Here is a 22,902-nt window from a genome sequence, read left to right on the forward strand (position 1 = left end):
AATAATTAACAGATGAAATCACAACAAATACGTCAACAATTTTTAGATTTTTTTGCATCTAAAAAACACCAAATCGTTGCATCTTCTCCAATGGTTTTAAAAAACGATCCAACATTAATGTTTACAAATGCTGGAATGGTACCTTTTAAAGAATATTTTTTAGGCCAAAAAACAGCCACTGAAAAACGTGTTGCAGACACTCAAAAATGTTTACGTGTTTCAGGGAAACATAACGATTTAGAAGAGGTTGGAAAAGATACTTACCACCATACAATGTTTGAAATGTTGGGTAACTGGAGTTTTGGTGATTACTTTAAAAAAGAAGCCATTTCTTGGGCTTGGGAATTATTAGTTGATGTTTATAAAATTGATAAAGACTGTTTATACGTAACTGTTTTTGAAGGTGCTGAAGAAGATGGATTAGGTTACGACCAAGAAGCTTACAATTATTGGAAACAATTTATTGATGAAGACCGAATTATAAACGGAAATAAAAAAGATAATTTTTGGGAAATGGGAGCACAAGGTCCTTGTGGTCCTTGTTCAGAAATTCATGTGGATATTCGTTCTGCGGAAGAAAAAGCAAAAATTTCTGGTAAAAGTTTAGTAAATAATGATCATCCACAAGTAGTTGAAATATGGAATTTAGTTTTTATGGAGTTTAACCGTAAAGCTGATGGTTCCTTAGAAAAATTACCTGCACAACACGTTGATACTGGAATGGGATTTGAGCGTTTGTGTATGGTTTTACAAAACAAACAATCTAATTACGATACTGATGTTTTTACACCATTAATTAGAGAAGTTGAAGCCATTACTAGTAATGATTACGGAGTTAAAGAAGAAACAGACATTGCCATACGCGTAATAGCTGACCACTTAAGAGCTGTTGCATTTGCAATTGCAGACGGTCAATTGCCATCTAACACAGGTGCTGGTTATGTTATTAGACGAATTTTAAGAAGAGCTATTCGTTACGGTTTTACATTTTTAAATATAAAAGAACCATTTATTTACAAATTAGTAAATACATTAAGTAAGCAAATGGGAGAATATTTCCCTGAATTAAAAGCTCAAAAACAATTAATAACAAACGTAATTAAAGAAGAGGAAAATTCATTTTTAAGAACATTAGATCAAGGTTTAGTATTACTTGATGGTATTATAAAAAATACAAAAGGCACAGAAGTTTCTGGAAAAAAAGCTTTTGAATTATTTGATACTTATGGCTTTCCTATAGATTTAACCGCTTTAATTCTTTCCGAAAAAGGAATGACCTTAAATGAAGTTGATTTTAATTCTGAATTAGAAAAACAAAAAACAAGATCTAGAGCTGCTGCAGTTGTAGAGACTGATGATTGGGTTATTTTAGAAGACGATGCCGAAGAAGAATTTATTGGCTATGATACTTTAGAAGCTAACGTAAAAATTACGCGTTACCGAAAAGTTTCCTCTAAAAAAGAAGGTAATTTTTATCAATTAGTATTTAATATGACACCATTTTACCCAGAAGGCGGCGGACAAGTTGGTGATAAAGGATATATTGAAGTGAGTAACGGAAACGTTATTTATATTGTTGATACAAAAAAAGAAAACAACTTAATTATTCATTTTGCTGAAAATTTACCTAAAGATCCAACACAAAAACTAAAAGTTGTTGTTGATGAAAAACAACGTTTTAGAACAACTTGCAATCACTCAGCAACACATTTATTACACCAAGCATTGCGCGAAATTTTAGGAACGCATGTGGAGCAAAAAGGATCTGCAGTACATTCAAAAAATTTACGTTTCGATTTTTCTCACTTTGCAAAATTAACTACTGATGAATTACGGGAAGTTGAAGATTTTGTAAATGCCAGAATTGATAGTAAAATTCCTTTAAAAGAATTTAGAAACATTCCAATGGAAACAGCGCTAGAAAAAGGCGCTATGGCTTTATTTGGAGAAAAATACGGAGACACAGTTCGCGCCATTCAATTTGGTCAATCGGTAGAATTATGCGGTGGAACTCACATTCAAAACACTGGTGATATTTGGCATTTTAAAATTACTTCAGAAAGCGCCATAGCTTCTGGAATTAGACGTATTGAAGCCATCACTGGCGATGCAACAAAAGATTTTTATTTTGAAAATAACAAAGCATTTTTCGAAATTAAAGACATGTTGAAAAATCCTGTAAATCCGTTAAAAGCTATTGTAGATTTACAAGAAGAAAATACAACCCTTAAAAAACAAATTGAAGCATTATTAAAAGATAAAGCCAAAAATTTAAAGGGTGATTTAATTCAAGAAGTTGAAGCAATTAATGGCGTTAACTTTTTGGCTAAAAAACTAGATTTAGATCAAAATAGCATTAAAGATTTAGCTTTTGAAATTGGAAATCAGGTTGATAATTTATTTTTATTAGCTGGTGCTGAATCTGATGGAAAAGCATTTTTAACGTGTTATATATCAAAAAATTTAGTGGAGGAGAAAAAATTAAACGCTGGGCAAGTTGTTAGAGAATTAGGAAAGCTAATTCAAGGCGGCGGTGGCGGACAACCATTTTTTGCAACTGCAGGAGGTAAAAATCCAGCAGGAATTGAAGAAGCTTTACAAAAAGGAAAAGAGTATATTTTATAATTTATTATACATTAATATACTGAACTTGTTTCAGAGGCTCATAAAAAGATCCTGAAACAAGTTCAGCATAAGGATAATTGTACAATTCAACTAAAATGAATTTTAGAACCAACATAAAACTTCAAAAAGAACGTAATCAAATAGATTATAATTCAAAATTAGTTTTAATTGGCTCTTGCTTTTCTGAAAATATTAGCGAAAAACTAAAATATTTTAAGTTTCAAACTTTCAGCAATCCATTCGGTATTTTGTTTAATCCTATTGCCATTGAAAATTTAATTTTAAATGCTATTCACATTAAAAAGTATTCCGAAAACGATACTTTTTTATTAAATGAACGTTGGCATTGTTTTGACGCACATTCAGATATTAGTTCTTCAACTCAAAACCAATTACTACAAAATTTAAATAGCGCAATTGAAGAAACTCAGCGACAATTAAAAAATGCAAGCCACATTATAATTACATTAGGCACAGCTTGGGTTTACAGATTTATTGAAACTAATTCAATTGTTGGTAATTGCCATAAAGTTCCTCAAAAAAAGTTTTTGAAAGAAATGCTTTCGGTTGATGAAACTTCTACTTCATTACAAAATATATGCGCGCTTATAAAAGACATTAATCCAACGGTAACCATTATATTTACTGTAAGTCCGATTAGGCATTTAAAAGATGGTTTTGTTGAAAACACACAAAGCAAAGCGCATTTAATTGCTGCAATTCATCAAATTATTGACCTAAAAAATCAACTATTATATTTTCCTTCTTTTGAAATTATGTTAGATGATTTACGTGATTATCGCTTTTTTGCTAACGATATGTTACACCCAAATGAAACCGCCATAAATTATATTTGGGAACAGTTTAAACATGTTTGGATTGATGAAAAAACAGCGCCAATATTAAAAGAAGTTGACTCCATTCAAAAAGGTATAGCTCACAGACCATTTAATGAAAAAGCTGAACAACATCAACAGTTTTTAAAAACGCTTCAACATAAAATAAAGGAACTTCAAACAAGTATTCCAACTATAAATTTTTGATAAAATACGACATTTGCCGTATTGTTTTAAGTGATAATATATATGATTTTTGACTCACAAACTCAAAAATCATTTTATGAAAACACTACACATTACTTCAAAAAAATTAAAATTTGTGATAGTTGCATTATTAATCTCAGCTATTTCATTTTCTCAAAATTACATTGACAATTCAACTTTAACTACGCAAAAACTTTCAGAAATGTTTAAAAATGCATATGTTGAGGTTCTTCAAGTAAATGACTCTTACCTTAAAATAAAGGATAAATATGAATCTTTTATTGATCTAGATTCTGAAAAAAGGTACATAACAATAAGTGGTAATTATGCGCTTCAACCAAATTTAACCAAAATGGAAATTTTAGATTTTATAAACAAATTAAATACTGATGTTGCTTTGGTAAAATCGTATTATGGAGAAAATAATAATTCAATTAATTATGTAGCCTATTTATGGATTGAAAAAGGCTTTACGGATGCTACTTTAATAAAAACGCTGAAATCCTATAATTTAGCTTTAGACTTAATTTTACAAAAGGATCCCGATTATAAATACCTTAAATAAACTTTTAATTGCTTTAAATTCAAAAAGATTTTTTAAAAAATGAAAAAGGGCGCTGTAATTTTTTATTTAACTTTCATTTTTGCCTTATGGTTTATGCTCACAAGTTCTTTTTGGATTTATTACATAAATTTATTTATATCATTTCCTTTTGGCCTCATTAGTTTTCTCTTATGGTTAAAATTTAGGAAGTATTATACCAATATAAAACGTACTAGTATTCTTTCAATGTTAATTATAGGAGTTTTAATTGCAGTAACATCCTTAATTATTCTCTTATAATTTTTGAGATTTTAAAAAAATACGACATATGCCGTATTGTTTAAAGTCAATATTTACAAGACTTTTGGTTACATATCACGCAAAATTTAAAAAAATTATTAATTATGAAATTAAACTATTTTAATTTAAAGAACATTTTGATACTTGTACTTCTTTTCAGTACAATTTCAATAGTGGCACAAAAATCTGAAACACCACATACTACTTATGATTTAGGTGCAAAAATAAACGAAATGACTCTTACCGTTGGAGGTGTTTTGGTAGTGGCAACAAATGATGGTTTAACAGGAATTAGACCAACGCAAAACGAACCAGTATTTGTATTTAACACTTTTGGGCAATTAAAACCTGAAGAAACTGAATTTATACCAGGCTCGCCTTATATAATTGTTTCACAAGGGGCTAACTCCAAATTTGCTGGAATTACTAAAACAAAACGAGCAGTTATTGATTATATAAATGGAGATGTTATTTTTAACTCTGAAAATGATAATTGGAACCAAATTTACACCTGCAATATTGTATTACCACAAAATAAATTAATTGTTAGCGGTATTCAAAAAGAAGGAGATAAATTCGAAAAAATAACTCCAAAAGTTGCTATTTACGATTTAAATTCAAGAAAATTAGACTATAGTTTCTTTTTAGACAAGCCGGGAAGAGTTGGTATTGCAAGAGATTTTAGCGTAACAGGAATGCCTCTTTTATTAAAAAACTTTATAATAATTCCTACTGCACAAGGATTAATTGCAAAATCTCACAAAGGAGATGATTTATGGGAATGCAAAATAAAAGGTGTAAACTGGATGGTAGCAGATGAATCAGAACAAGAAATTTATGGTTTTGAAACCACCACAAACGGAAAAAATACAAGAATTCATAAAATTAGTAAAGATGGTGCAGAATTATGGAAAGATGACCGAAAAGTACAAGGTAATGTTTCAAATTTCCAAATCTTACCTCAAGGGCTAGCAGTTGTTAGTGATAAAGTTGCTGCTGAAGAATCTGAAATTGCTTTTTTAAGTGCTAATAGTGGAGAAGATTTATGGGAAAAAGCACCAAAAACAAAAGGATTTGTACAACATTTTTATGTACAAGACGATGGAATTTTATTTGGAATTCAACAAGGAGGAATTAACAAAATTTCATTTGATGGAAATACGCTATTTAAAAAACCTTTAAAAACTGGTGAAAATATTATGACAATGGCTGAGACTCCGCAAGGTCTTATTTACATAACAAGTGAAGATGCTAATATTGTAAATTTAAAAACAGGTGACCAGGTTTGGAAAAAACCTTTAAAATACAAAAATTCTGCAGCTGTTGCATCAACCTATGACAGTGCTAAAAATAGGTATTTAATAGCTGCAGATGGAACCATTTTTGCTATTGACGCGAACACAAGCGATATAAACGAATTAGCAAATGTAAAATTTGATGAAAAAGAAGTTGCAAATACCATGGAAATGAAAAATGGAAATATATTTTTAAGTTCTTCTCAAAATATGGCACTTTTAGGAGTGGACGGAAAACAACTATATCAAGAGTATTTTAAATCTCCATCACAAAGTGGGTTTATAAAAGTATTGGCAGGAGTTGTAGCAGTAGCATCAACCGGATTGGCAATGGCGCATGCAGCAAAAGCAGGAATGAATAGAACAAACTCTTATGGAAGTTCTAACGATTTAAGTAATTATAATGATTATGGTAAAGAAAACAAAAGAGCTGCCGATATGTTTGCCGCCATTAGAAGCACCTCTTTTGATGTAATGTCTAAAAGGTTTAAAGCAACTTCAGCCACTGAAAATTCACAATTTATTTTAACCAAATTAGACGATGGCGTTGGATTGGTAAAGGTAGACAAGAATACAGGTAAAGTTGCAAAAGAAATAATATTGAACGACAAAAAACCTGAATATCAAATTGATGAATTTGAAGGGTTTTTATATTACAAAGCAGATAATAGTACTATAAATGCTTACAATTTAAAATAATATTTTTTTAAAAGACCGTTTTCAATAATCTACAATAATTGAAGCGGTCTTTTCATTTTTTAAAATAATTTAATTTGAAAACTTCAGAATCATCCAATAACTTTTTAGAAACTTGGGAATTTTCTCCAATAGAATGGAATTATTTTATTGAGAAAGCTAAAACACTAAAAAAAGAAGATAATATTTACTTTGGTTTTGCTATTTTAATTGGGGGAATCCCTTTTTTAATGTTAGCTCGGAATACCACTTTTTTAATAGCTTGTGTATTTGTAATTCCTTTTGCCTTTTTAATTCCTTGGCTTCGAAATAAATTTACAACTACGTATTTAAAGACAACAAACAGCTTGTCAACAGTTGTATTTTATTCTGAATACGTAAAAATTAATGATAAAAAAATAGACTTGTTCACTCCTAAAAAATGGATAAAGGATATGAATATAATCAAGACTGAAAATCAGTTATTGTTGTTAGAAATTGAAATTGCCTGGCGAACGCGAAAAGGTGATACTTTTGATGAGGTAAGAGTTCCAATACCTAAAGATAAATTAGAAAGAGCTGAAGCTTTAATTGAATATTATAGATTTTACAATTAACATTTCAAAAAATCCATTTTATTATTGATTTTTTAATTTGTGAAATTATTATTATTTTTCAAATTAAATTGCTCAATAACATCATATGAAATTAAAATTCCTCTTTATTTTTTTATTGATTTGGGTTTGTGCTATTTCCCAAAACAATCAATACATTGACAGTCTTAAATTATCTCTTGAAAATTTATAAAAACCAAAACAACTTCAGGTAATTGTTGCAATTCCATACGATAAATTTGTTGGTAATATCTCAAAATCTGAGCAGCTAATTAATTCTGGAAAAGATTTAGCAATTACGCTAAACGACAGCCTTTCATTAGCCGAAATTTATTTCAAATTAAGTCAAATAAGCGCCTATAAAGATAAAAGCGACCAAAAAATTGATTATATATTAAAAGCTATTAAAATTTATGAAAATTTAGGCGAAACTTTAAAAGCCGGTGTAGCTTATGGTCAATTAGGATATTCCATAAAAAGAAATGATATGGATAAGGCTTTTTACTATATGCGAATGAGCATTAAATTAATTGAGTCTACAAAAGATATTACTTTAATTGATCCTATTTATGATAATTATGGCACGCTACACTTATTAAATAAAAATGCAGATAGCGCTTTATACTATCATAAAAAATCTTTGGTTTTAAAAAAACAATTAAAAGATAATGTTGGTTTAGGCTACGGGTATGCCAATCTTGCAGATACTTTTTCTGAACTTAAAAAATTTAATATTGCAAAAAAATATATTGATAGTTCGCTAACTATTAGACAAAAATTGAATGATAATTATGGAATTGCTGTTAGTTATACACATATTGGAGATATAAATTTTGCCGAAAAGAAATATGAAGAATCCATTAAAAATTTTAAAAAAAGTGGCGATTTAGCTAAAAAATATAAATACCAACACTTAGAAAAATATTGTGCAGAATTAATTACGCAGTGTTATTTAGAATTAAACGATTATAAAAATGCTTTTAACTACAACAAAATATTTCAAACTTTAAAAGATAGTACAACTAATATCCAAATTAATACACGTGTTGCTGAATTACAAATTGAATTTGAAACCGAAAAAAAAGAAAAAGAAATTGCACAACAAAAGGAGCAAATATTAAAAAGTGAATTAGAGATAAAAAATAAAAATTTATATGCCTTGCTTTTAGGCTCTGGCCTTTTAATATTTTCAATAGTTTCTTTAGGCTTATATAAACGCCAACAACATAAAAAAAGAGAATATAAAAATCAACTTCAACTAAAAGAAGCGCAAACATATAGTAAATTACAAGATCAACGACTACAAATTTCTCGTGATTTACATGATAATATTGGTTCTCAATTAACCTTTATAATTTCATCTATAGATAATTTAAAGTTTTTAACTGACGCAACAAATGAAAAACTTAAAAACAAATTATCTGAAATTAATCAGTTCGCAAGCTCAACAATTGGACAATTAAGAGATACTATTTGGGCAATGAATAAAAATGAAATTACTTTTGAAGATTTTTATAGCAGAACTTTATCGCTCATTGAAAAAGCAAAATCAGTTTCAGAAAATATTCATTTTAGTATTGAAAACATGGTAACAAGTAAAATTGTTTTTTCCTCCATAAAAGGCATGAACATATTTAGAGTTTTTCAAGAAGCTATTAACAATACCTTAAAATATGCCGAAGCAACTGAAATTAATATAAAAATTTCAGAAAATAAAAATACTATTGCTTTTGAAATACAAGACAACGGAAAAGGCTTTGACAAAAACACCATAGAACTTGGCAACGGTTTGGAAAATATGCAACGTAGAATTCTTGAAATTGGAGGTGAAATTTTTATAAATTCTGAACCAAACAAAGGAACGTCTATTAAAATAATATGCCCTAAAAATAAGACAAATGCCGTATAGTTTCAAAAAGTATTTCTAGCTAGATTTACAAATACTAAAAAAATTAATATTATGACTTTAAAAATAGCCATTGCAGAAGACAATAGTTTTTTAGCAAAATCAGTTATAGAAAAATTATCATTTTTCAATGATTTAGATTATAAATTTAAAGGTAATAATGGTGCAGAATTAATTGGAAAATTAGAAGTAAATCATAATATTGATGTGATTTTAATGGATATTCAAATGCCTGAAATGGATGGCATTACCGCAACAGAAATTGTAAAATCTAAATATCCACATATTAAAATAATTATGCTCACTGTTTTTGATGATGACGAAAATATTTTTAATGCAATAAAGGCAGGCGCAAATGGTTATTTATTAAAAGAAATTGATGCAGAAAATTTACATAAATGCATTTTAGAAGTTGTAAGTGGAGGCGCTCCAATGACGCCAAGTATTGCTCTTAAAACATTAAATTTATTGCGAAACCCATTTACAATTGAAAATAGTTCAGAGGCCGAAAAATTAACACTTACCAATAGAGAAACCGATATTTTAGAGCAGTTAAGCAAAGGATTAAATTACAATGAAATTGCCGATAATTTAATTATTTCACCTTCAACAGTTAGAAAGCATATTGAAAACATCTACAAAAAACTACAAGTACATAACAAAATGGAAGCCGTTATTATGGCACAAAAACATAAACTTATATAAAAAATAAGGCATTTGTCGTATTGATTGGTTTTTAATTTTTAAAGATTTTTGATTAAAAGTGGAAACCAAAAGTTATGAAAAAAATGAATAGTTTTAATTTAAAAAAACATGTTCCTACTAAACAAAATTCATTTGTTTATTTAAATGCACTTTTTTTACTTTACCTTTTAATTATTGGAAAAGTAGATCCATTAACAATTGTTACCGCATATTTTTTAGAAACAGCTATTGTTGGTGTTGTATATGTATTTAAAATGTACACTATAATTTCATTTGGCAATAAAAAAGAAAAAAACCCTTCTTATTCCAACTACTCTCTTATCCTATTCTTTATAGTTCACTTTTCATTTTTTATTGCCATTCAACTCATATTTGTATTTGCATTTTTAACTATTACAGACAATAATATAAAAGAGGCATTTAACATTTTAGAAAATATAAAATATGTACTTACATACAAAGGAATAACCTTTGTATTAATTTCAATTACTGCCTATAATTTTGCCGACTATGTCTTTAATTTTATTATTCCAAAAAAATACGAAACAAGTTCTTTAAACAAAATTTTTACAGAGCCTTATATAAGGATATTTGTGCAGCAATTTACAGTAATAGTTAGTGGTTTTTTTATCGTTTTTTCTTCTGGAATAACTGTCGTTGCTATTATTTTAATTATTTTCAGAACGCTAATAGAAATTTATTTTATTGCAAACCCAACAAATAATATTTTAGATGGTAATGAAAAACCTATCATTTAATATGAGAAAATTCCTAAAAAATACAATCGCAATTATCGGAATCTTCATCCTTTATTCCACCTTACTTTCTAATACTGCACAACCAGGTATTTGGAATGCTGGTGGAAGTGGTTCATTTCAATTATTATACCCTGAAGATTCTATAGCATATAAAAAAATACAAATGCAATCCGAATCTATACATATACAATTATACAAGGGTTTTGCAGTTGTAAAAGGTGTTTACAATTTCTTAAATACAACTAATACTCCACTTACTATAAAAGTTGGTTATCCAATAAATACGGTTTTTCCTTCTAAAAATTATCAATCGCACCTAAACCAAGTAGTTTTTGATGATTTATATAAGATTAAAGGCAGTATTCATCAGCAAGAAATACCTTTATTAAAATTACCTTTAAATAATAACAATTGGTATGTTTGGGAAATAACATTTCCTCCTAAACAATTAATAAATTTCACAGTTCATTTTATTGTAAACACCAATAATGCGCAAATTTTGCAAGGATATAATAAAGAATATAAAAACGGCTTTATTTATTTAATTGAAACAGGTTCCATTTGGAAATCGCCCATTGAAAATGGTGACTTTTATGCGCAACTAAAAGATGATATTAACCTTGCTGATATAAAAGGTATTGCGCCCTCACAACTATATTTTAATCCATCTAATAAAACACTACATTTTAAATTAGCAAATTATGGGGTTCAACCAGATGATAACTTTATTCTAATTTATAATAGAAAAATTGATGATTTTAATTTTGAAGAAATTATAGCAAAAAGCAATTATTTATTTCAAGAAATTGATGCTTTTTCCACTGAAAAAACCACTATCGGATACACTGAAATTTCATTAAAAAATCCTTATAAAGTTAAAGGGGTTGGAAACTTTATTATTGATGGAATTTACTATTTTATGTTTTATGGAATTCCATTAGTAATTGGATTAATACTATTTTTAATCCTATATAAAATTTTAAAGCGAAGAAGAAAAAGTGATTATTAATGAAAAAGAGAAGCAAAATGCTTCTCTTTTTTTATTAATTAATTGTTACTATTACTTTACAAATTTAGCTACATTTTGCCAAGGACCTCCATTAATTACATCAATACCTTGTTGCTTTAAAAATGATGTTGCCTGACCACTTCTTGCGCCACTTCTGCATACTGCAATTACCTTTTTGTTGAAAGCTTTAATTTCTTTCACCTTCGTTGGAATTGTATTTAACACCATGTTTTTAGAACCATTTACATGGCCACTTGCAAATTCTTCAGCTGTTCTAACATCAATTACAACAGCGCCTTCTTTTAAATATTCTTCAATTGAGGAACCTTCGTTACCACCACCAAATAATCCGAAAAAACTCATCTTAAACTATTTTAAATTTTGCGCAAATATAAGTTATAATATTAGAAATATGGTAACACCTGTTACTAATTGTTTCTTAAAATAAGCTTTAACCCGTTTTCAATCAAATACATAAACCGCTCATTATCTTTTAATTGTGTTAAATAATTGTAAATTTCAGTGGATAAATCTGAGTTGCTTTTATGTAATAATTCATACATTTCTAAAGGTAAAAGCCAATCATTTGGATACATTTTTCTTAAAATTCCAAATAGTATTTTCACGCGATCAACATCAACATTTCCATTCCGCATACAAGCAACTTCATCATACATTTTATGAAGATTTAACTCGTTTTCTGAATACTTAATTTTATGTGTTTTTTCTTCCGAAACCTTTCCGAAATTGGGAAAAGAAACTACAGAGGCTGGTCCGGAAAATGCAGAAATTATTTCTTTCCCAACTGCCATATCATATATTCCCCATTCTGGTTTAAATAAATAGTTATTATAATGTGTAACCGAACAATTTTTAAAAGAAATTAGAATTATTTTACCTTTTAAATCTCTTTTCCCAGTAATCACTTCTCCTTCAACTTTTATATTTCCTTCAAACAATAATACTGTTTTTTTACCTTCATATATTCCATAAACTTCTAAATCTTTTGGAGACATATCTTCAATAGCCAAATTAATTCCTTTTAACTTTCCTATTGGACTGCCAAACCCTTCAGAATGAAATGTTGTACCATGACCAATAATTTCTTTATCTCTAGTTGCCAAAGCTGTTGGACCTGTTGTTTGAATATAAACTGGATTGTTATTTTCATCTGAAATCACATTTGTGAAAATTCCTGATATTTGAATTCCAGTACTCAACTCAATAGTTCCTAAATTTGAAGAATCAATTAATTTTTTAACACCCGTTAAACCACCTTTTCTTAAGGCCATTTTATTTGCGAATTCTTCTAAAACAAAACTTAAATGCGCAAAATCTGGAGTTACAAATAATTGTGGCTGCTGTTTTGTAATATCAAAATTTTGAGTTGCAGCCTGTATAGAATATGGTAATTTTTCAACTTTATTCGTCAAACATTCTTTACTTTCTCCTATGGATGATAATAAACCAGCTCCATAAATTTTTGGATTATGAAGCTCTCCAACTAACCCATATTCTACCGTCCACCAATGTAAATTTCTAATTTGAGCCATTTCAGACAATTCGCCCATAGTATTTTGCAACTCTTCAACAATTTTCTGGGCATTTTCAATACTCTCTTCCGTAGAATTTGGATCTTCCTTTAAAATAGAAAGTAATCTAACAGCTTCATACATTTCATAATCTTTTGCTGAAGAAATAGCTTTACTGCCAATTTCACCAAAACGTCTTAAATATTCAGCATATTCAGGATTTGCAATAATTGGAGCATGACCAGCAGCCTCATGAATAATATCTGGTGCCGGCGTATATTCTATATGATTTATAGTTCTAATATCAGAAGCAATCACCAAAACATTATAGGCTTGAAATTCCATAAAAGCATTTGGTGGAATAAAGCCATCAACAGAAACTGCTGCCCAACCAATATCTTTTAAAATGCGGTTCATCCCTTCCATTTCAGGAATACGATCTACAGAAATTCCTGTTTTTTTTAATCCCAAAATATAAGATTCATGTGCCACTTTACTTAAATAATCTATATTCAAACGCATCACATATCTCCAAACCGCTTGGTTTTGGGCAGTATATTCACTGTATGGTTGCTTCACAATAAATGGATGTAAATGCTTTGGAAGCCTTTTTGTAACTTCATTAAAAACAAAACGCTGAGTCATAAAAATAAATTATTTGGGTAAGTTACAATTTTTTCAAATCTAGTAGTGTTGTTCATAAAAATTTTACATTGTATATTTACATTTATACTTTAACTAAAAAAATGAGAAGGGGAAATTCAAAAATAAAACTATTAATAGGTGCTGCAATTATTTTGTTTGGAGTTTTTAAATACTATTCCAACAGTGAAGTAAATGAATTTACTGGTAAAAAGCAACATATTTCAATTTCTACTGAAGATGAAATTGCCATAGGTTTACAATCTGCACCAGAAATGGCACAGCAACATGGTGGTTTATATCCTGATCAAAAATATCAACAATTTGTTGATATGGTTGGTCAAAAATTAGTAAATAATAGCGTTGCTAAACAAACCAATTACCAATACGATTTTCATTTATTAAAAGATCCACAAACAATAAATGCTTTTGCACTTCCTGGCGGACAAATTTTTATAACCTACGCTCTATTTTCAAAATTAGAAAATGAAGATCAATTGGCCGGAGTATTAGGGCACGAAATTGGACACGTAGTTGGCAGACATTCTGCTGAACGCATGGCCAAACAAGGTTTTACAGAGGCCGTAGTTAATGGAGTAGCAGTTGGTATTGATCCAAATACCGCACAAGGTGCAGCTGCTTTGGCAAATGTTATAAATATGAGTTATGGTAGAGATGATGAATTAGAAAGTGATGAGTTAGGTGTTAGATTTATGATTGATGCAGGATACAACCCAATGGAGTTAATTGGTGTCATGGAAATTTTAAAAGCCGATGCTGGACCAAACAAAACTCCTGAAAGAATGAGTACACACCCTGATCCTGAAAATAGAATTGAGAAAATTAAGGAAGCCATAGAAAAATATAAAAAGTAAAACTAATTGCTGTTTTACAAAAGATTTTCTATTCAGATTATTTTTACCTTTCAGCTTTCTGCATTTCCTTTTTTCCGCAATCGTTTTAGTAATTTTAAGTAGAATTTAAGACCTAAAAATAAGGCTCTTAAGTTGAATACTTCGTATATTTGACACTCAAAATTAAATATATTTTAGAATGAATAAGAAAGTAATTTTAATGATTTTAGATGGATGGGGAATTACACAAGACCCAAAAGTTTCAGCAATTTTTAATGCAAAAACATCATATATAGATAGTTTGTACAATTCATATGCAAACGCAAGTTTACGTACAGATGGTGAACATGTTGGTTTACCTGATGGACAAATGGGAAACAGTGAAGTTGGACATATGAATTTAGGAGCCGGCAGAATTGTTTACCAAAACTTAGTTAGAATTAACATGGCCGTTAAAAATAAAACCTTAGGACAAGAAAAAGTTTTGTTAGACGCACTTAAATATGCAAAAGAAAACAACAAAAACATACATTTATTAGGATTGGTTTCTAATGGTGGTATCCACTCTCATATAGGTCATTTAAAAGGATTGCTAGACGTTGCCGCTGAAAATAATGCTGAAAATGTATTTTTACATGCATTTTCTGATGGTAGAGATTGCGATCCAAAATCAGGAAAATTCTTTATAAATGACGTTCAAGAGCACATGGCAAAAACTACTGGTGAATTGGCAACAATTACTGGAAGATATTTTGCAATGGATAGAGATAAACGTTGGGAACGAGTTAAAATTTCTTACGATGCAATGGTAAATGCTGTTGGAGTAAAATCTACAAATGCCATTGAAAGTATTGAGAAAAGTTATGCGGAAAATGTTACCGATGAGTTTATTAAGCCAATTATTATGACCAATGCGGATGGAACTCCAAAAGCACAAATAAAAGCTGATGATGTTGTAATTTTCTTTAACTACAGAACGGACAGAGGACGTGAATTAACAGAGGTGCTTACTCAACAAGATTACCCAGAATTTGGTATGAAAACATTACCGCTTCATTATGTTACAATTACTAATTACGATGAAACCTACAAAGGGATTAATGTAATTTATAATACAGATAATTTAGTTGATACTTTAGGTGAAGTTTTAGAAAAAGCAGGAAAAAAACAAATTAGAATTGCTGAAACTGAAAAATATCCACACGTAACTTTCTTCTTTTCTGGAGGAAGAGAGCAAGAGTTTGTTGGTGAAAAACGTTTATTATGCCCATCTCCAAAAGTTGCAACATACGACTTACAACCTGAAATGAGTGCTTTTGAAATTCGTGATGCAATTATTCCTGAATTGCAAAAAGGTGAGGTTGATTTTGTGTGTTTAAATTTTGCAAATGGTGATATGGTTGGACATACAGGTGTTATGGAAGCGGCTATAAAAGCTTGTGAAGCCGTTGATGAATGTGTGAAAGATGTAATTACAGCTGCCAATGAAAATAATTATACTACGTTGGTTATTGCCGATCACGGAAACTGTGAAACAATGATAAATCCTGATGGTTCACCAAACACAGCACACACAACAAATCCTGTTCCTTTTATTTTAGTAGATAAAGATTTAAAAACTGTAAAAGATGGTGTTTTAGGTGATATTGCGCCAACTATTTTAGAGTTAATGGGTGTTGAACAACCAAAAGCAATGAGTAGACATTCATTACTTTAATTTTATATATTTCAACTTAAATTTTATAATATGAAAAAATTGTTGCTTTTAGTTTTCATCGTAAGTGCGTTTAGTTGTTCATCAAAAAAGAATATCGTGAACGCCACTAAAGATGCTTCCGGTAATTTAGTTGGAATAGCAACTAAAGAAAGTTTTAATGTTGCGCCTTATAATTCTTGGTTTCAACCAAATTATGATAGCTATACTTTAAATACTGAAATAATTGAAAAATTAAAACCACAACTTAACAAAGTAACTATAAAAGCATTTATGGGAACTTGGTGTGGTGATAGTCAGCAACAAACTCCAGTATTTTATAAAATATTAGATGCTGCTAATTTCAATTATAAAAACTTACAATTAGTCACTGTAAACAGAAGCAAATCTACTCCCGATAATTTACAAGAAGGTTTTGATATTGTTCGTGTACCAACTTTTATTTTTTATAAAAATGGAAAAGAAATTGGGCGTTTTGTTGAATATCCAAGAGAAACTGTTGAAAAAGATATTCTGAAAATTGTAAGCGGAGAACCTTATAAACACTCTTACCAAGAGTAATTAATAATTATATTTTATTTAAAAGCGTTTATGTTTAAGTTATTCATAAACGCTTTTTTATGTATAGCATATTTTAAAGCTAACTAAAATAATCCTTCATAGATCTTCAGTTAAAATCTATTCAATCATCACTATCTAATTCATGAAGTTCATCTAATTGTTTTAATAATTCAAAAGTTTTTTTAGCTTCCTCTTCATCAATAGTTGAAATTGCTGCACCTACATGAACCAACACATAATCACCAACATTCGCTTCAGGAACCAATGTTAAACTTACTTCTTTTATAACCCCATCAAACGATACTTTTCCAACTCTAAAAGTTTCATCTAATTGCGATGTTATTGCTATTAATTTTCCTGGTATTGATAAACACATAATTATTTAATATTATTTGGGCGTTCCCTTTCGGGTCGCGCTTTTCGTTCTATCTTTTTCTTCGTTGCACTCCAAAAAAGGATGCCACTTCAATCGCTAACGCAAAATTTAAACTACCTAAACTAAATTTTCTTTCAACCATTTATACCAAGCTTCCATTCCATCTCCTTTTGTAGCGGAAACTTCAAAAAACTCCAAATTTGGATTCACTTTTAAAGCATACTCTTTCAATTTTTGAACATCAATATTTACATATGGTAATAAATCTATTTTATTGATGATGCAAATATCTGCTGTATGAAACATATCCGGATATTTTATGGGCTTGTCTTCACCTTCGGTAGTACTGATAATTACCACCCGTTTGCTTTCGCCTAAATCAAACATTGAAGGACACACCAAATTCCCCACATTTTCAATCATTAAAACCGAGTTATCTTTCATTTCCAGCTTTTTAACAGCTTCATACACCATATCACTTTCTAAATGACAGCCTTTACCTGTATTTATTTGAACAACGGGAATCTGTAATGCATCAATTCTATTGGCATCATTCATTGTTTGTTGATCACCTTCAATCACATAAAACATTATTTCATTTTTTAAATCGGCTAAAGTTCGCTCTAAAATAGATGTTTTTCCAGAGCCCGGTGAACTTACCAAATTCAAAGCAAAAATATGTTTAGCCTCAAAATATCCTCTATTTCTAGCAGCTAACAATGCATTGTTATTTAAAATATCCTGCTCAATCTCTAATACTTTGTGTTTATGGTCATGAGAATGCGCATGCGCATGTGAATGTCCATCATGATGGTGGTGGTGATCATCATCATGAGTATGAGAATGTTCACCGTGATGATGGTGACGTTCTTCATGTGAATGTTTATGTTCTCCAGGTTTTAAAATTGTTGGACCCTCATTATCTGATCCACAGCCGCAAGTTCCACACATAATTTTATAAATTTAAATGACTTCTAACGTTTTAACTTTTAACTCTTTTCCTTTTAAAATTCCTTTAAAATTACTACCACAATTTGGGCAGCAATCATGAATGTTTTCCATTGCAAACTCAGTATCACAATCTATACATTTTCCAACTCCATCAATCACATGAATTTCTTTTTCTGCATTTTCAAGTACGGTGTCTTGCACCGCAGAACTCCAAACAAAATTTAATGAATCAATTTCAATACCAGCCAAAACACCAATTTCTAATTCAATTTTTGTCACCTTTTTAGCCTTCGCTTTTGCAGTTTCATCTTCTGCAATTTTCACAATTCCTAAAGCAATGGATAATTCGTGCATGAGTATTAAACGATTTACTCTCAAAGTTACAAAATATATAAAAAGAAACCCTATGATAATCATCAGTAAAAAACCACTGTAACAATTGTTACTATTAAGGATTGTGCAGTCTTATTTTAAAACATTCTAAATTAGGTAGTTACACTTGTTTTAATCAAATAATATTGTAAATTAGATAGGTTCTTTTCACTTAAAGAAACAAACTACATAAAAAGTCTTTTTATTATTTAAATTTTTACTTATGTCTAACAATAATGAACAACGCAAAACCTATTATGAAAGCATCATAAAACAAGGTTATAGCCGTAGAGATTTCATGAAGTTTTCCACTTATATGGCCGCTTTTATGGGGTTAGAAAATTCTATGGTGGGACAAATAGCACAATCTTTAGAAAAAACGCCTCGATTGCCTGTTATTTGGGAACATTACCAAGAATGCACGTGTTGCAGTGAATCATTTATCAGGTCAAATCACCCAATTGTTGCTGATATTATTTTAGATAAAATTTCATTAGACTATACCTTAACACTAATGGCTGCATCTGGTCATCAAGCAGAAGCAGCAAAACAAGAAACCATGAAAAAATATCATGGTGAATATATTTTATGTGTGGAAGGTTCAATTCCAATGGGAGATGACGGAAATTATTGCTGTATTGCTGGAAAATCTGCTAAAGATGCATTTTTAGAAGCGGCCGAAGGAGCAAAAGCTATTATTGCTTGGGGAAGTTGCGCTTCAAACGGTTGTGTTCAGGCAGCAAAACCAAATCCAACAGGCGCGACTCCAATTCATAAAATTGTAAAAAACAAACCAATAATTAGAGTTCCTGGTTGTCCACCAATTGGTGAAGTAATGGCTGGGATTATTGTACACGTAGTTGCATTTGGTCGCTTACCAAAATTAGATCGATTAGGAAGACCAAAAGCATTTTACGCAAAACGTGTTCATGACTCTTGCTACAGAAGACCTTATTATGATGCTGGTTTATTTGCCGAAACTTTTGATGATCAAAATGCAAAAAACGGCTATTGCTTATATAAATTAGGTTGCAAAGGGCCAATGACTTACAACTCTTGTGGAACTATAAAATGGAATAATGGTGTAAGCTATCCTATTCAATCTGGTCACGGATGTATTGGTTGTAGTGAAGAAGATTTCTGGGATAACGGACCTTTCTACGAAAGAACAACTAAAATGCCTGGATTTGCAGTAGAATCTAATGCTGATACCGTTGGAAAAGTAGCTGCTGGTGTTTTAGCCGGTGGAATTGCAGTGCACGCTATAGCTGCAAATATCTCTAAACGAAAAGAGTTAATGGATAGAATTAACAGAGGTAAGGATAACGAAAAAAATATTGAGTCTTAAAACATATAACAATGGCAAATAGAATAGTAGTTGACCCAATTACACGTATAGAAGGTCATTTAAGAATAGAAGCAGAAATAAAAGATGGTATTATAGTAGATGCTTTTAGCTCAAGTACCATGGTTAGAGGTATTGAACAAATTGTTAAAGGCCGAGATCCGCGTGATGTTTGGGCATTTGTACAACGTACTTGTGGTGTTTGTACAACCGTTCATGCACTTGCTTCAGTTCGCTCTGTAGAAGATGCTTTAGGAATTGCAGTGCCTCCAAACGCCGAAATGGTTCGTAATATTATGGAAGGTGCTTTGTATATGCACGATCACGCCGTACATTTTTATCATTTGCATGCATTAGACTGGGTAGATGTTGTAAACTGTTTAAAAGCGGATCCTGCTCAAACTTCAGCCTTAGCGCAAAGTATTTCAAAATGGCCAAAAAGTTCACCTGGTTATTTTTCTGATATTCAAAAAAGAATTCAAAAATTTGTTGAAAGCGGTCAACTTGGAATTTTCGCCAATGGCTATTGGGGACATCCACAAATGAAATTGCCTGCTGAAGTAAATTTATTAGCGGTGGCACATTATTTAGAAGCGTTAGATTGGCAAAAAGAAATTGTAAAAGTACATACCATTTTTGGAGGTAAAAATCCACATCCAAATTATTTAGTTGGTGGAATGGCTTGTGCTATTAATTCTGATGGCGCTGGAGGTTTAAATGCTGAAAGACTTGCATACGTAGGAAAGTTGTTACAAGACGGAAAAGATTTTATTGAACAAGTGTATATTCCAGATTTATTAGCCATTGCTTCTTTCTACAAAGATTGGGGAGCTATTGGTAAAGGATTTGGAAATTATATGAGTTATGGTGATTTCCCAACTAATGGTTACGCAGATTTATCTAGTTTTAAATTCCCTTCGGGAGTTATTTTAAATGGCGATTTATCAAAAATACATGAGGTAGACCATAGAAATGGTGATATTGAAGAATTTGTAAATAATTCATGGTACAATTATTCTGATGGTGATGATAAAGGAAAACATCCTTGGGATGGTGAAACTAACATTAAATACTCAGGACCAAAACCACCATATGAGTTTTTAAATGTGGAGGAAAAATACAGTTTTATTAAAACACCACGTTGGAAAGGTTTACCAATGGAAGTTGGACCTTTAGCACGTTTATTAGTCGGTTACGGACGTGGAAATAAAGAAATTCAAGATGCTGTAAATGGAGCATTAACTCATTTGGACGTGCCTGTTGATGCATTATTTTCAACATTAGGAAGAACTGCTGCTCGTGGAATTGAAACACAATTAGTGGCTAATTGGACCATGGAATTCTACAATACTTTAATGACTAACATTAAAAATGGAGACGAACGTATGGCAAATATGGACAGTTGGGAACCTTCAACTTGGCCTTCTGAAGCTAAAGGAGTTGGATTTATGGAAGCTCCTCGTGGTGCATTAGCGCATTGGATTAAAATTAAAGATGGTAAAACTGAAAATTATCAACAAGTGGTACCAAGTACTTGGAATGCTTCACCGCGTGATCCAAAAGGACAACGTTCTGCTTATGAATCTTGCCTAATAGGAACACCTGTTGCAGACCCAGAATTACCGTTAGAAATTATAAGAACTATCCACTCTTTTGACCCTTGTATTGCTTGTGCTGTGCATTTATATGATGAACATGGAAATCATATTTCGCAAGTTCAAAATATTGCAAGTTGTGAAAGTTAAAACGTAAACTATGGAAGCAAAAAAATTTATAAGAGTCATGGTTTGGGAACTCCCAGTGCGTTTATTTCACTGGTTAAATGTGCTTGCTATTATTGTGCTGTGTATTACAGGTTTTTTAATTGCAAATCCACCGGCATTATTGTCAAACGCTGAAGCTACAAATTTACACTCGTTCGGAATCGTTCGTTTTATACATTTTGTAGCTGCTTATATTTTTCTTTTTATTATGATAATGAGAATTTATTGGTCGTTTGTGGGAAATCAATTTGCTAGTTGGCGTGCTTTTTGGCCATTCAGTAAAAAGAATTGGAATAACTTTTGGCACGTTGTTAAAATAGATGTAATGCTCTTAAATGAAGATCATCCAAATATTAAAGATATTAGCGTTGGTCATAATAGTGTTGCAACGTTATCTTATTTAGTGATGTTTTTTATAGCAATAATTCAAATATGTACTGGTTTTGCGTTGTATGCAGATACTTCAGGTTGGTGGTTGCCAAAATTATTTTCGTGGGTAGTTCCATTGTTTGGAGGTGATTTTATGGTTCGCACCATTCATCATGTTGCAATGTGGACATTCATTTTATTTAGTTTAGTACACGTGTATTTAGTTTTTTATCACGATTGGTTAGAAGGTCGTGGCGAAGTTTCTTCAATGTTTGGAGGCTTTAAATTTGTACGAGAAGATAGAATTAAACATCACGAAGATATTCCAGAAGAAAATAAAAAATAATACATTCTTAAAAGTAAATTCATTTTATCACTATTTCAAATAAAATGAATTTGCTTTTTAAAATTTGAAAATATATGAACGAAAGAACTCCAGTTGCCATTAGCAGCGATTCCTATTTTTTTGAAAAAGACAAATCCAACAGTATTTTAGTCATGGGTGTTGGCAATTATTTAATGGGTGATGAAGGGATTGGCGTGCATATTATTCAGGAAATGAGTAAAATTGAACTACCTGAATATGTTGATATTTTAGATGGCGGAACAGGTGGTTTTTTATTGCTGAATTGTTTTGAAGCCTATAAAACCATCATTTTTGTGGATGCAACTATGGATGGAAAACCAGCTGGAACAATTTCTCTTATTCGTCCAAAATTCGCATCGGATTTTCCTTCCGCATTAAGTGTTCATGATGTTGGTTTAAAAGATATGATTGAAGCAGTGTATTTAATGGATCATATTCCTGATATTCATTTATTTACAGTTTCTATTAAAGAATTAAATCCTATGACTATAGATTTAAACGACAAAGTTAGAGCCTGTATTCCTGAAATTATTGATAATATTTTAAGCCATTCAGAAGCACTTCACCTAAAAAAAGTGTAAA

Annotated in this window: 21 protein-coding genes; 16 read left to right on the forward strand and 5 right to left on the reverse strand. The window is 30.5% G+C overall.

The window, feature by feature from the left end:
- The first annotated feature begins 12 nt into the window (after window positions 1-12).
- The 9 genes from alaS (at window position 13) to JEY78_RS03275 (ending at window position 11,474) form a co-directional block, all read left to right on the forward strand.
- The gene (gene alaS / locus JEY78_RS03235; RefSeq protein WP_291846709.1) at window positions 13-2,625 is read left to right on the forward strand and encodes an alanine--tRNA ligase; all 2,613 of its coding nucleotides are present in this window, start codon (window positions 13-15) and stop codon (window positions 2,623-2,625) included.
- 95 nt (window positions 2,626-2,720) lie between these two features.
- A complete protein-coding gene (locus JEY78_RS03240; RefSeq protein ID WP_291846710.1) occupies window positions 2,721-3,668 on the forward strand; it encodes a GSCFA domain-containing protein in 948 nt (315 codons plus the stop codon).
- A 76-nt stretch (window positions 3,669-3,744) separates the two neighbouring features.
- Entirely contained in the window at window positions 3,745-4,233 is a 489-nt protein-coding gene (locus tag JEY78_RS03245; protein ID WP_291846711.1) for a hypothetical protein, read from the forward strand.
- A gap of 383 nt (window positions 4,234-4,616) precedes the next feature.
- Window positions 4,617-6,506: a PQQ-binding-like beta-propeller repeat protein gene (locus tag JEY78_RS03250; protein ID WP_291846712.1), complete on the forward strand. Its 1,890-nt coding sequence runs from the start codon at window positions 4,617-4,619 to the stop codon at window positions 6,504-6,506.
- A 74-nt stretch (window positions 6,507-6,580) separates the two neighbouring features.
- Complete coding sequence (locus JEY78_RS03255; protein ID WP_291846714.1) at window positions 6,581-7,099, forward strand: hypothetical protein; 519 nt, start codon at window positions 6,581-6,583, stop codon at window positions 7,097-7,099.
- A gap of 484 nt (window positions 7,100-7,583) precedes the next feature.
- Window positions 7,584-9,005 (forward strand): sensor histidine kinase, encoded by a 1,422-nt coding sequence (locus JEY78_RS03260; RefSeq protein WP_291846715.1) that lies wholly within the window; start codon window positions 7,584-7,586, stop codon window positions 9,003-9,005.
- A gap of 51 nt (window positions 9,006-9,056) precedes the next feature.
- Window positions 9,057-9,707: a response regulator transcription factor gene (locus JEY78_RS03265; RefSeq protein ID WP_291846716.1), complete on the forward strand. Its 651-nt coding sequence runs from the start codon at window positions 9,057-9,059 to the stop codon at window positions 9,705-9,707.
- A 74-nt stretch (window positions 9,708-9,781) separates the two neighbouring features.
- On the forward strand, window positions 9,782-10,465 hold the full coding sequence (locus JEY78_RS03270; protein ID WP_291846717.1) for a DUF6498-containing protein: 684 nt from the start codon (window positions 9,782-9,784) through the stop codon (window positions 10,463-10,465).
- A 1-nt stretch (window position 10,466) separates the two neighbouring features.
- Window positions 10,467-11,474: a hypothetical protein gene (locus JEY78_RS03275; protein ID WP_291846718.1), complete on the forward strand. Its 1,008-nt coding sequence runs from the start codon at window positions 10,467-10,469 to the stop codon at window positions 11,472-11,474.
- Between the two features lie 51 nt (window positions 11,475-11,525).
- On the opposite strand, the gene JEY78_RS03280 is transcribed toward JEY78_RS03275, so the two are convergent.
- Entirely contained in the window at window positions 11,526-11,837 is a 312-nt protein-coding gene (locus JEY78_RS03280; RefSeq protein WP_291846720.1) for a rhodanese-like domain-containing protein, read from the reverse strand.
- 65 nt (window positions 11,838-11,902) lie between these two features.
- Entirely contained in the window at window positions 11,903-13,651 is a 1,749-nt protein-coding gene (locus JEY78_RS03285) for an aromatic amino acid hydroxylase (RefSeq protein WP_291846722.1), read from the reverse strand.
- A gap of 101 nt (window positions 13,652-13,752) precedes the next feature.
- On the opposite strand from JEY78_RS03285, the gene JEY78_RS03290 reads away from it, so the two are divergent.
- From JEY78_RS03290 to JEY78_RS03300, 3 genes are all read left to right on the forward strand, one after another.
- On the forward strand, window positions 13,753-14,523 hold the full coding sequence (locus tag JEY78_RS03290; protein WP_291846723.1) for a M48 family metalloprotease: 771 nt from the start codon (window positions 13,753-13,755) through the stop codon (window positions 14,521-14,523).
- Between the two features lie 178 nt (window positions 14,524-14,701).
- Entirely contained in the window at window positions 14,702-16,219 is a 1,518-nt protein-coding gene (gene gpmI / locus JEY78_RS03295) for a 2,3-bisphosphoglycerate-independent phosphoglycerate mutase (RefSeq protein WP_291846725.1), read from the forward strand.
- 30 nt (window positions 16,220-16,249) lie between these two features.
- The gene (locus tag JEY78_RS03300; RefSeq protein ID WP_291846727.1) at window positions 16,250-16,777 is read left to right on the forward strand and encodes a thioredoxin family protein; all 528 of its coding nucleotides are present in this window, start codon (window positions 16,250-16,252) and stop codon (window positions 16,775-16,777) included.
- A 121-nt stretch (window positions 16,778-16,898) separates the two neighbouring features.
- On the opposite strand, the gene JEY78_RS03305 is transcribed toward JEY78_RS03300, so the two are convergent.
- The 3 genes from JEY78_RS03305 to JEY78_RS03315 form a co-directional block, all read right to left on the reverse strand.
- The gene (locus JEY78_RS03305; protein ID WP_291846728.1) at window positions 16,899-17,153 is read right to left on the reverse strand and encodes a HypC/HybG/HupF family hydrogenase formation chaperone; all 255 of its coding nucleotides are present in this window, start codon (window positions 17,151-17,153) and stop codon (window positions 16,899-16,901) included.
- A 117-nt stretch (window positions 17,154-17,270) separates the two neighbouring features.
- A complete protein-coding gene (gene hypB / locus JEY78_RS03310; RefSeq protein ID WP_291846729.1) occupies window positions 17,271-18,104 on the reverse strand; it encodes a hydrogenase nickel incorporation protein HypB in 834 nt (277 codons plus the stop codon).
- A gap of 12 nt (window positions 18,105-18,116) precedes the next feature.
- Window positions 18,117-18,458, reverse strand: a complete 342-nt coding sequence (locus JEY78_RS03315; protein WP_291846730.1) for a hydrogenase maturation nickel metallochaperone HypA — start codon at window positions 18,456-18,458, stop codon at window positions 18,117-18,119.
- Window positions 18,459-18,699: 241 nt separating this feature from the next.
- Here JEY78_RS03315 and JEY78_RS03320 point away from each other — a divergent pair, with 241 nt between their 5' ends.
- From JEY78_RS03320 to JEY78_RS03335, 4 genes are all read left to right on the forward strand, one after another.
- Window positions 18,700-19,824, forward strand: a complete 1,125-nt coding sequence (locus JEY78_RS03320; RefSeq protein WP_291846731.1) for a hydrogenase small subunit — start codon at window positions 18,700-18,702, stop codon at window positions 19,822-19,824.
- Window positions 19,825-19,835: 11 nt separating this feature from the next.
- The gene (locus tag JEY78_RS03325; RefSeq protein WP_291846733.1) at window positions 19,836-21,566 is read left to right on the forward strand and encodes a nickel-dependent hydrogenase large subunit; all 1,731 of its coding nucleotides are present in this window, start codon (window positions 19,836-19,838) and stop codon (window positions 21,564-21,566) included.
- 10 nt (window positions 21,567-21,576) lie between these two features.
- Window positions 21,577-22,299, forward strand: coding sequence for a Ni/Fe-hydrogenase, b-type cytochrome subunit (cybH, locus tag JEY78_RS03330; protein ID WP_291846735.1), 723 nt, complete (start codon window positions 21,577-21,579; stop codon window positions 22,297-22,299).
- 74 nt (window positions 22,300-22,373) lie between these two features.
- A complete protein-coding gene (locus JEY78_RS03335) occupies window positions 22,374-22,901 on the forward strand; it encodes a hydrogenase maturation protease (protein WP_291846737.1) in 528 nt (175 codons plus the stop codon).
- Window position 22,902: the final 1 nt, after the last annotated feature.

Origin of the sequence: Lutibacter sp., from assembly GCF_016342705.1 — a bacterium.
Classification (GTDB): domain Bacteria; phylum Bacteroidota; class Bacteroidia; order Flavobacteriales; family Flavobacteriaceae; genus Lutibacter.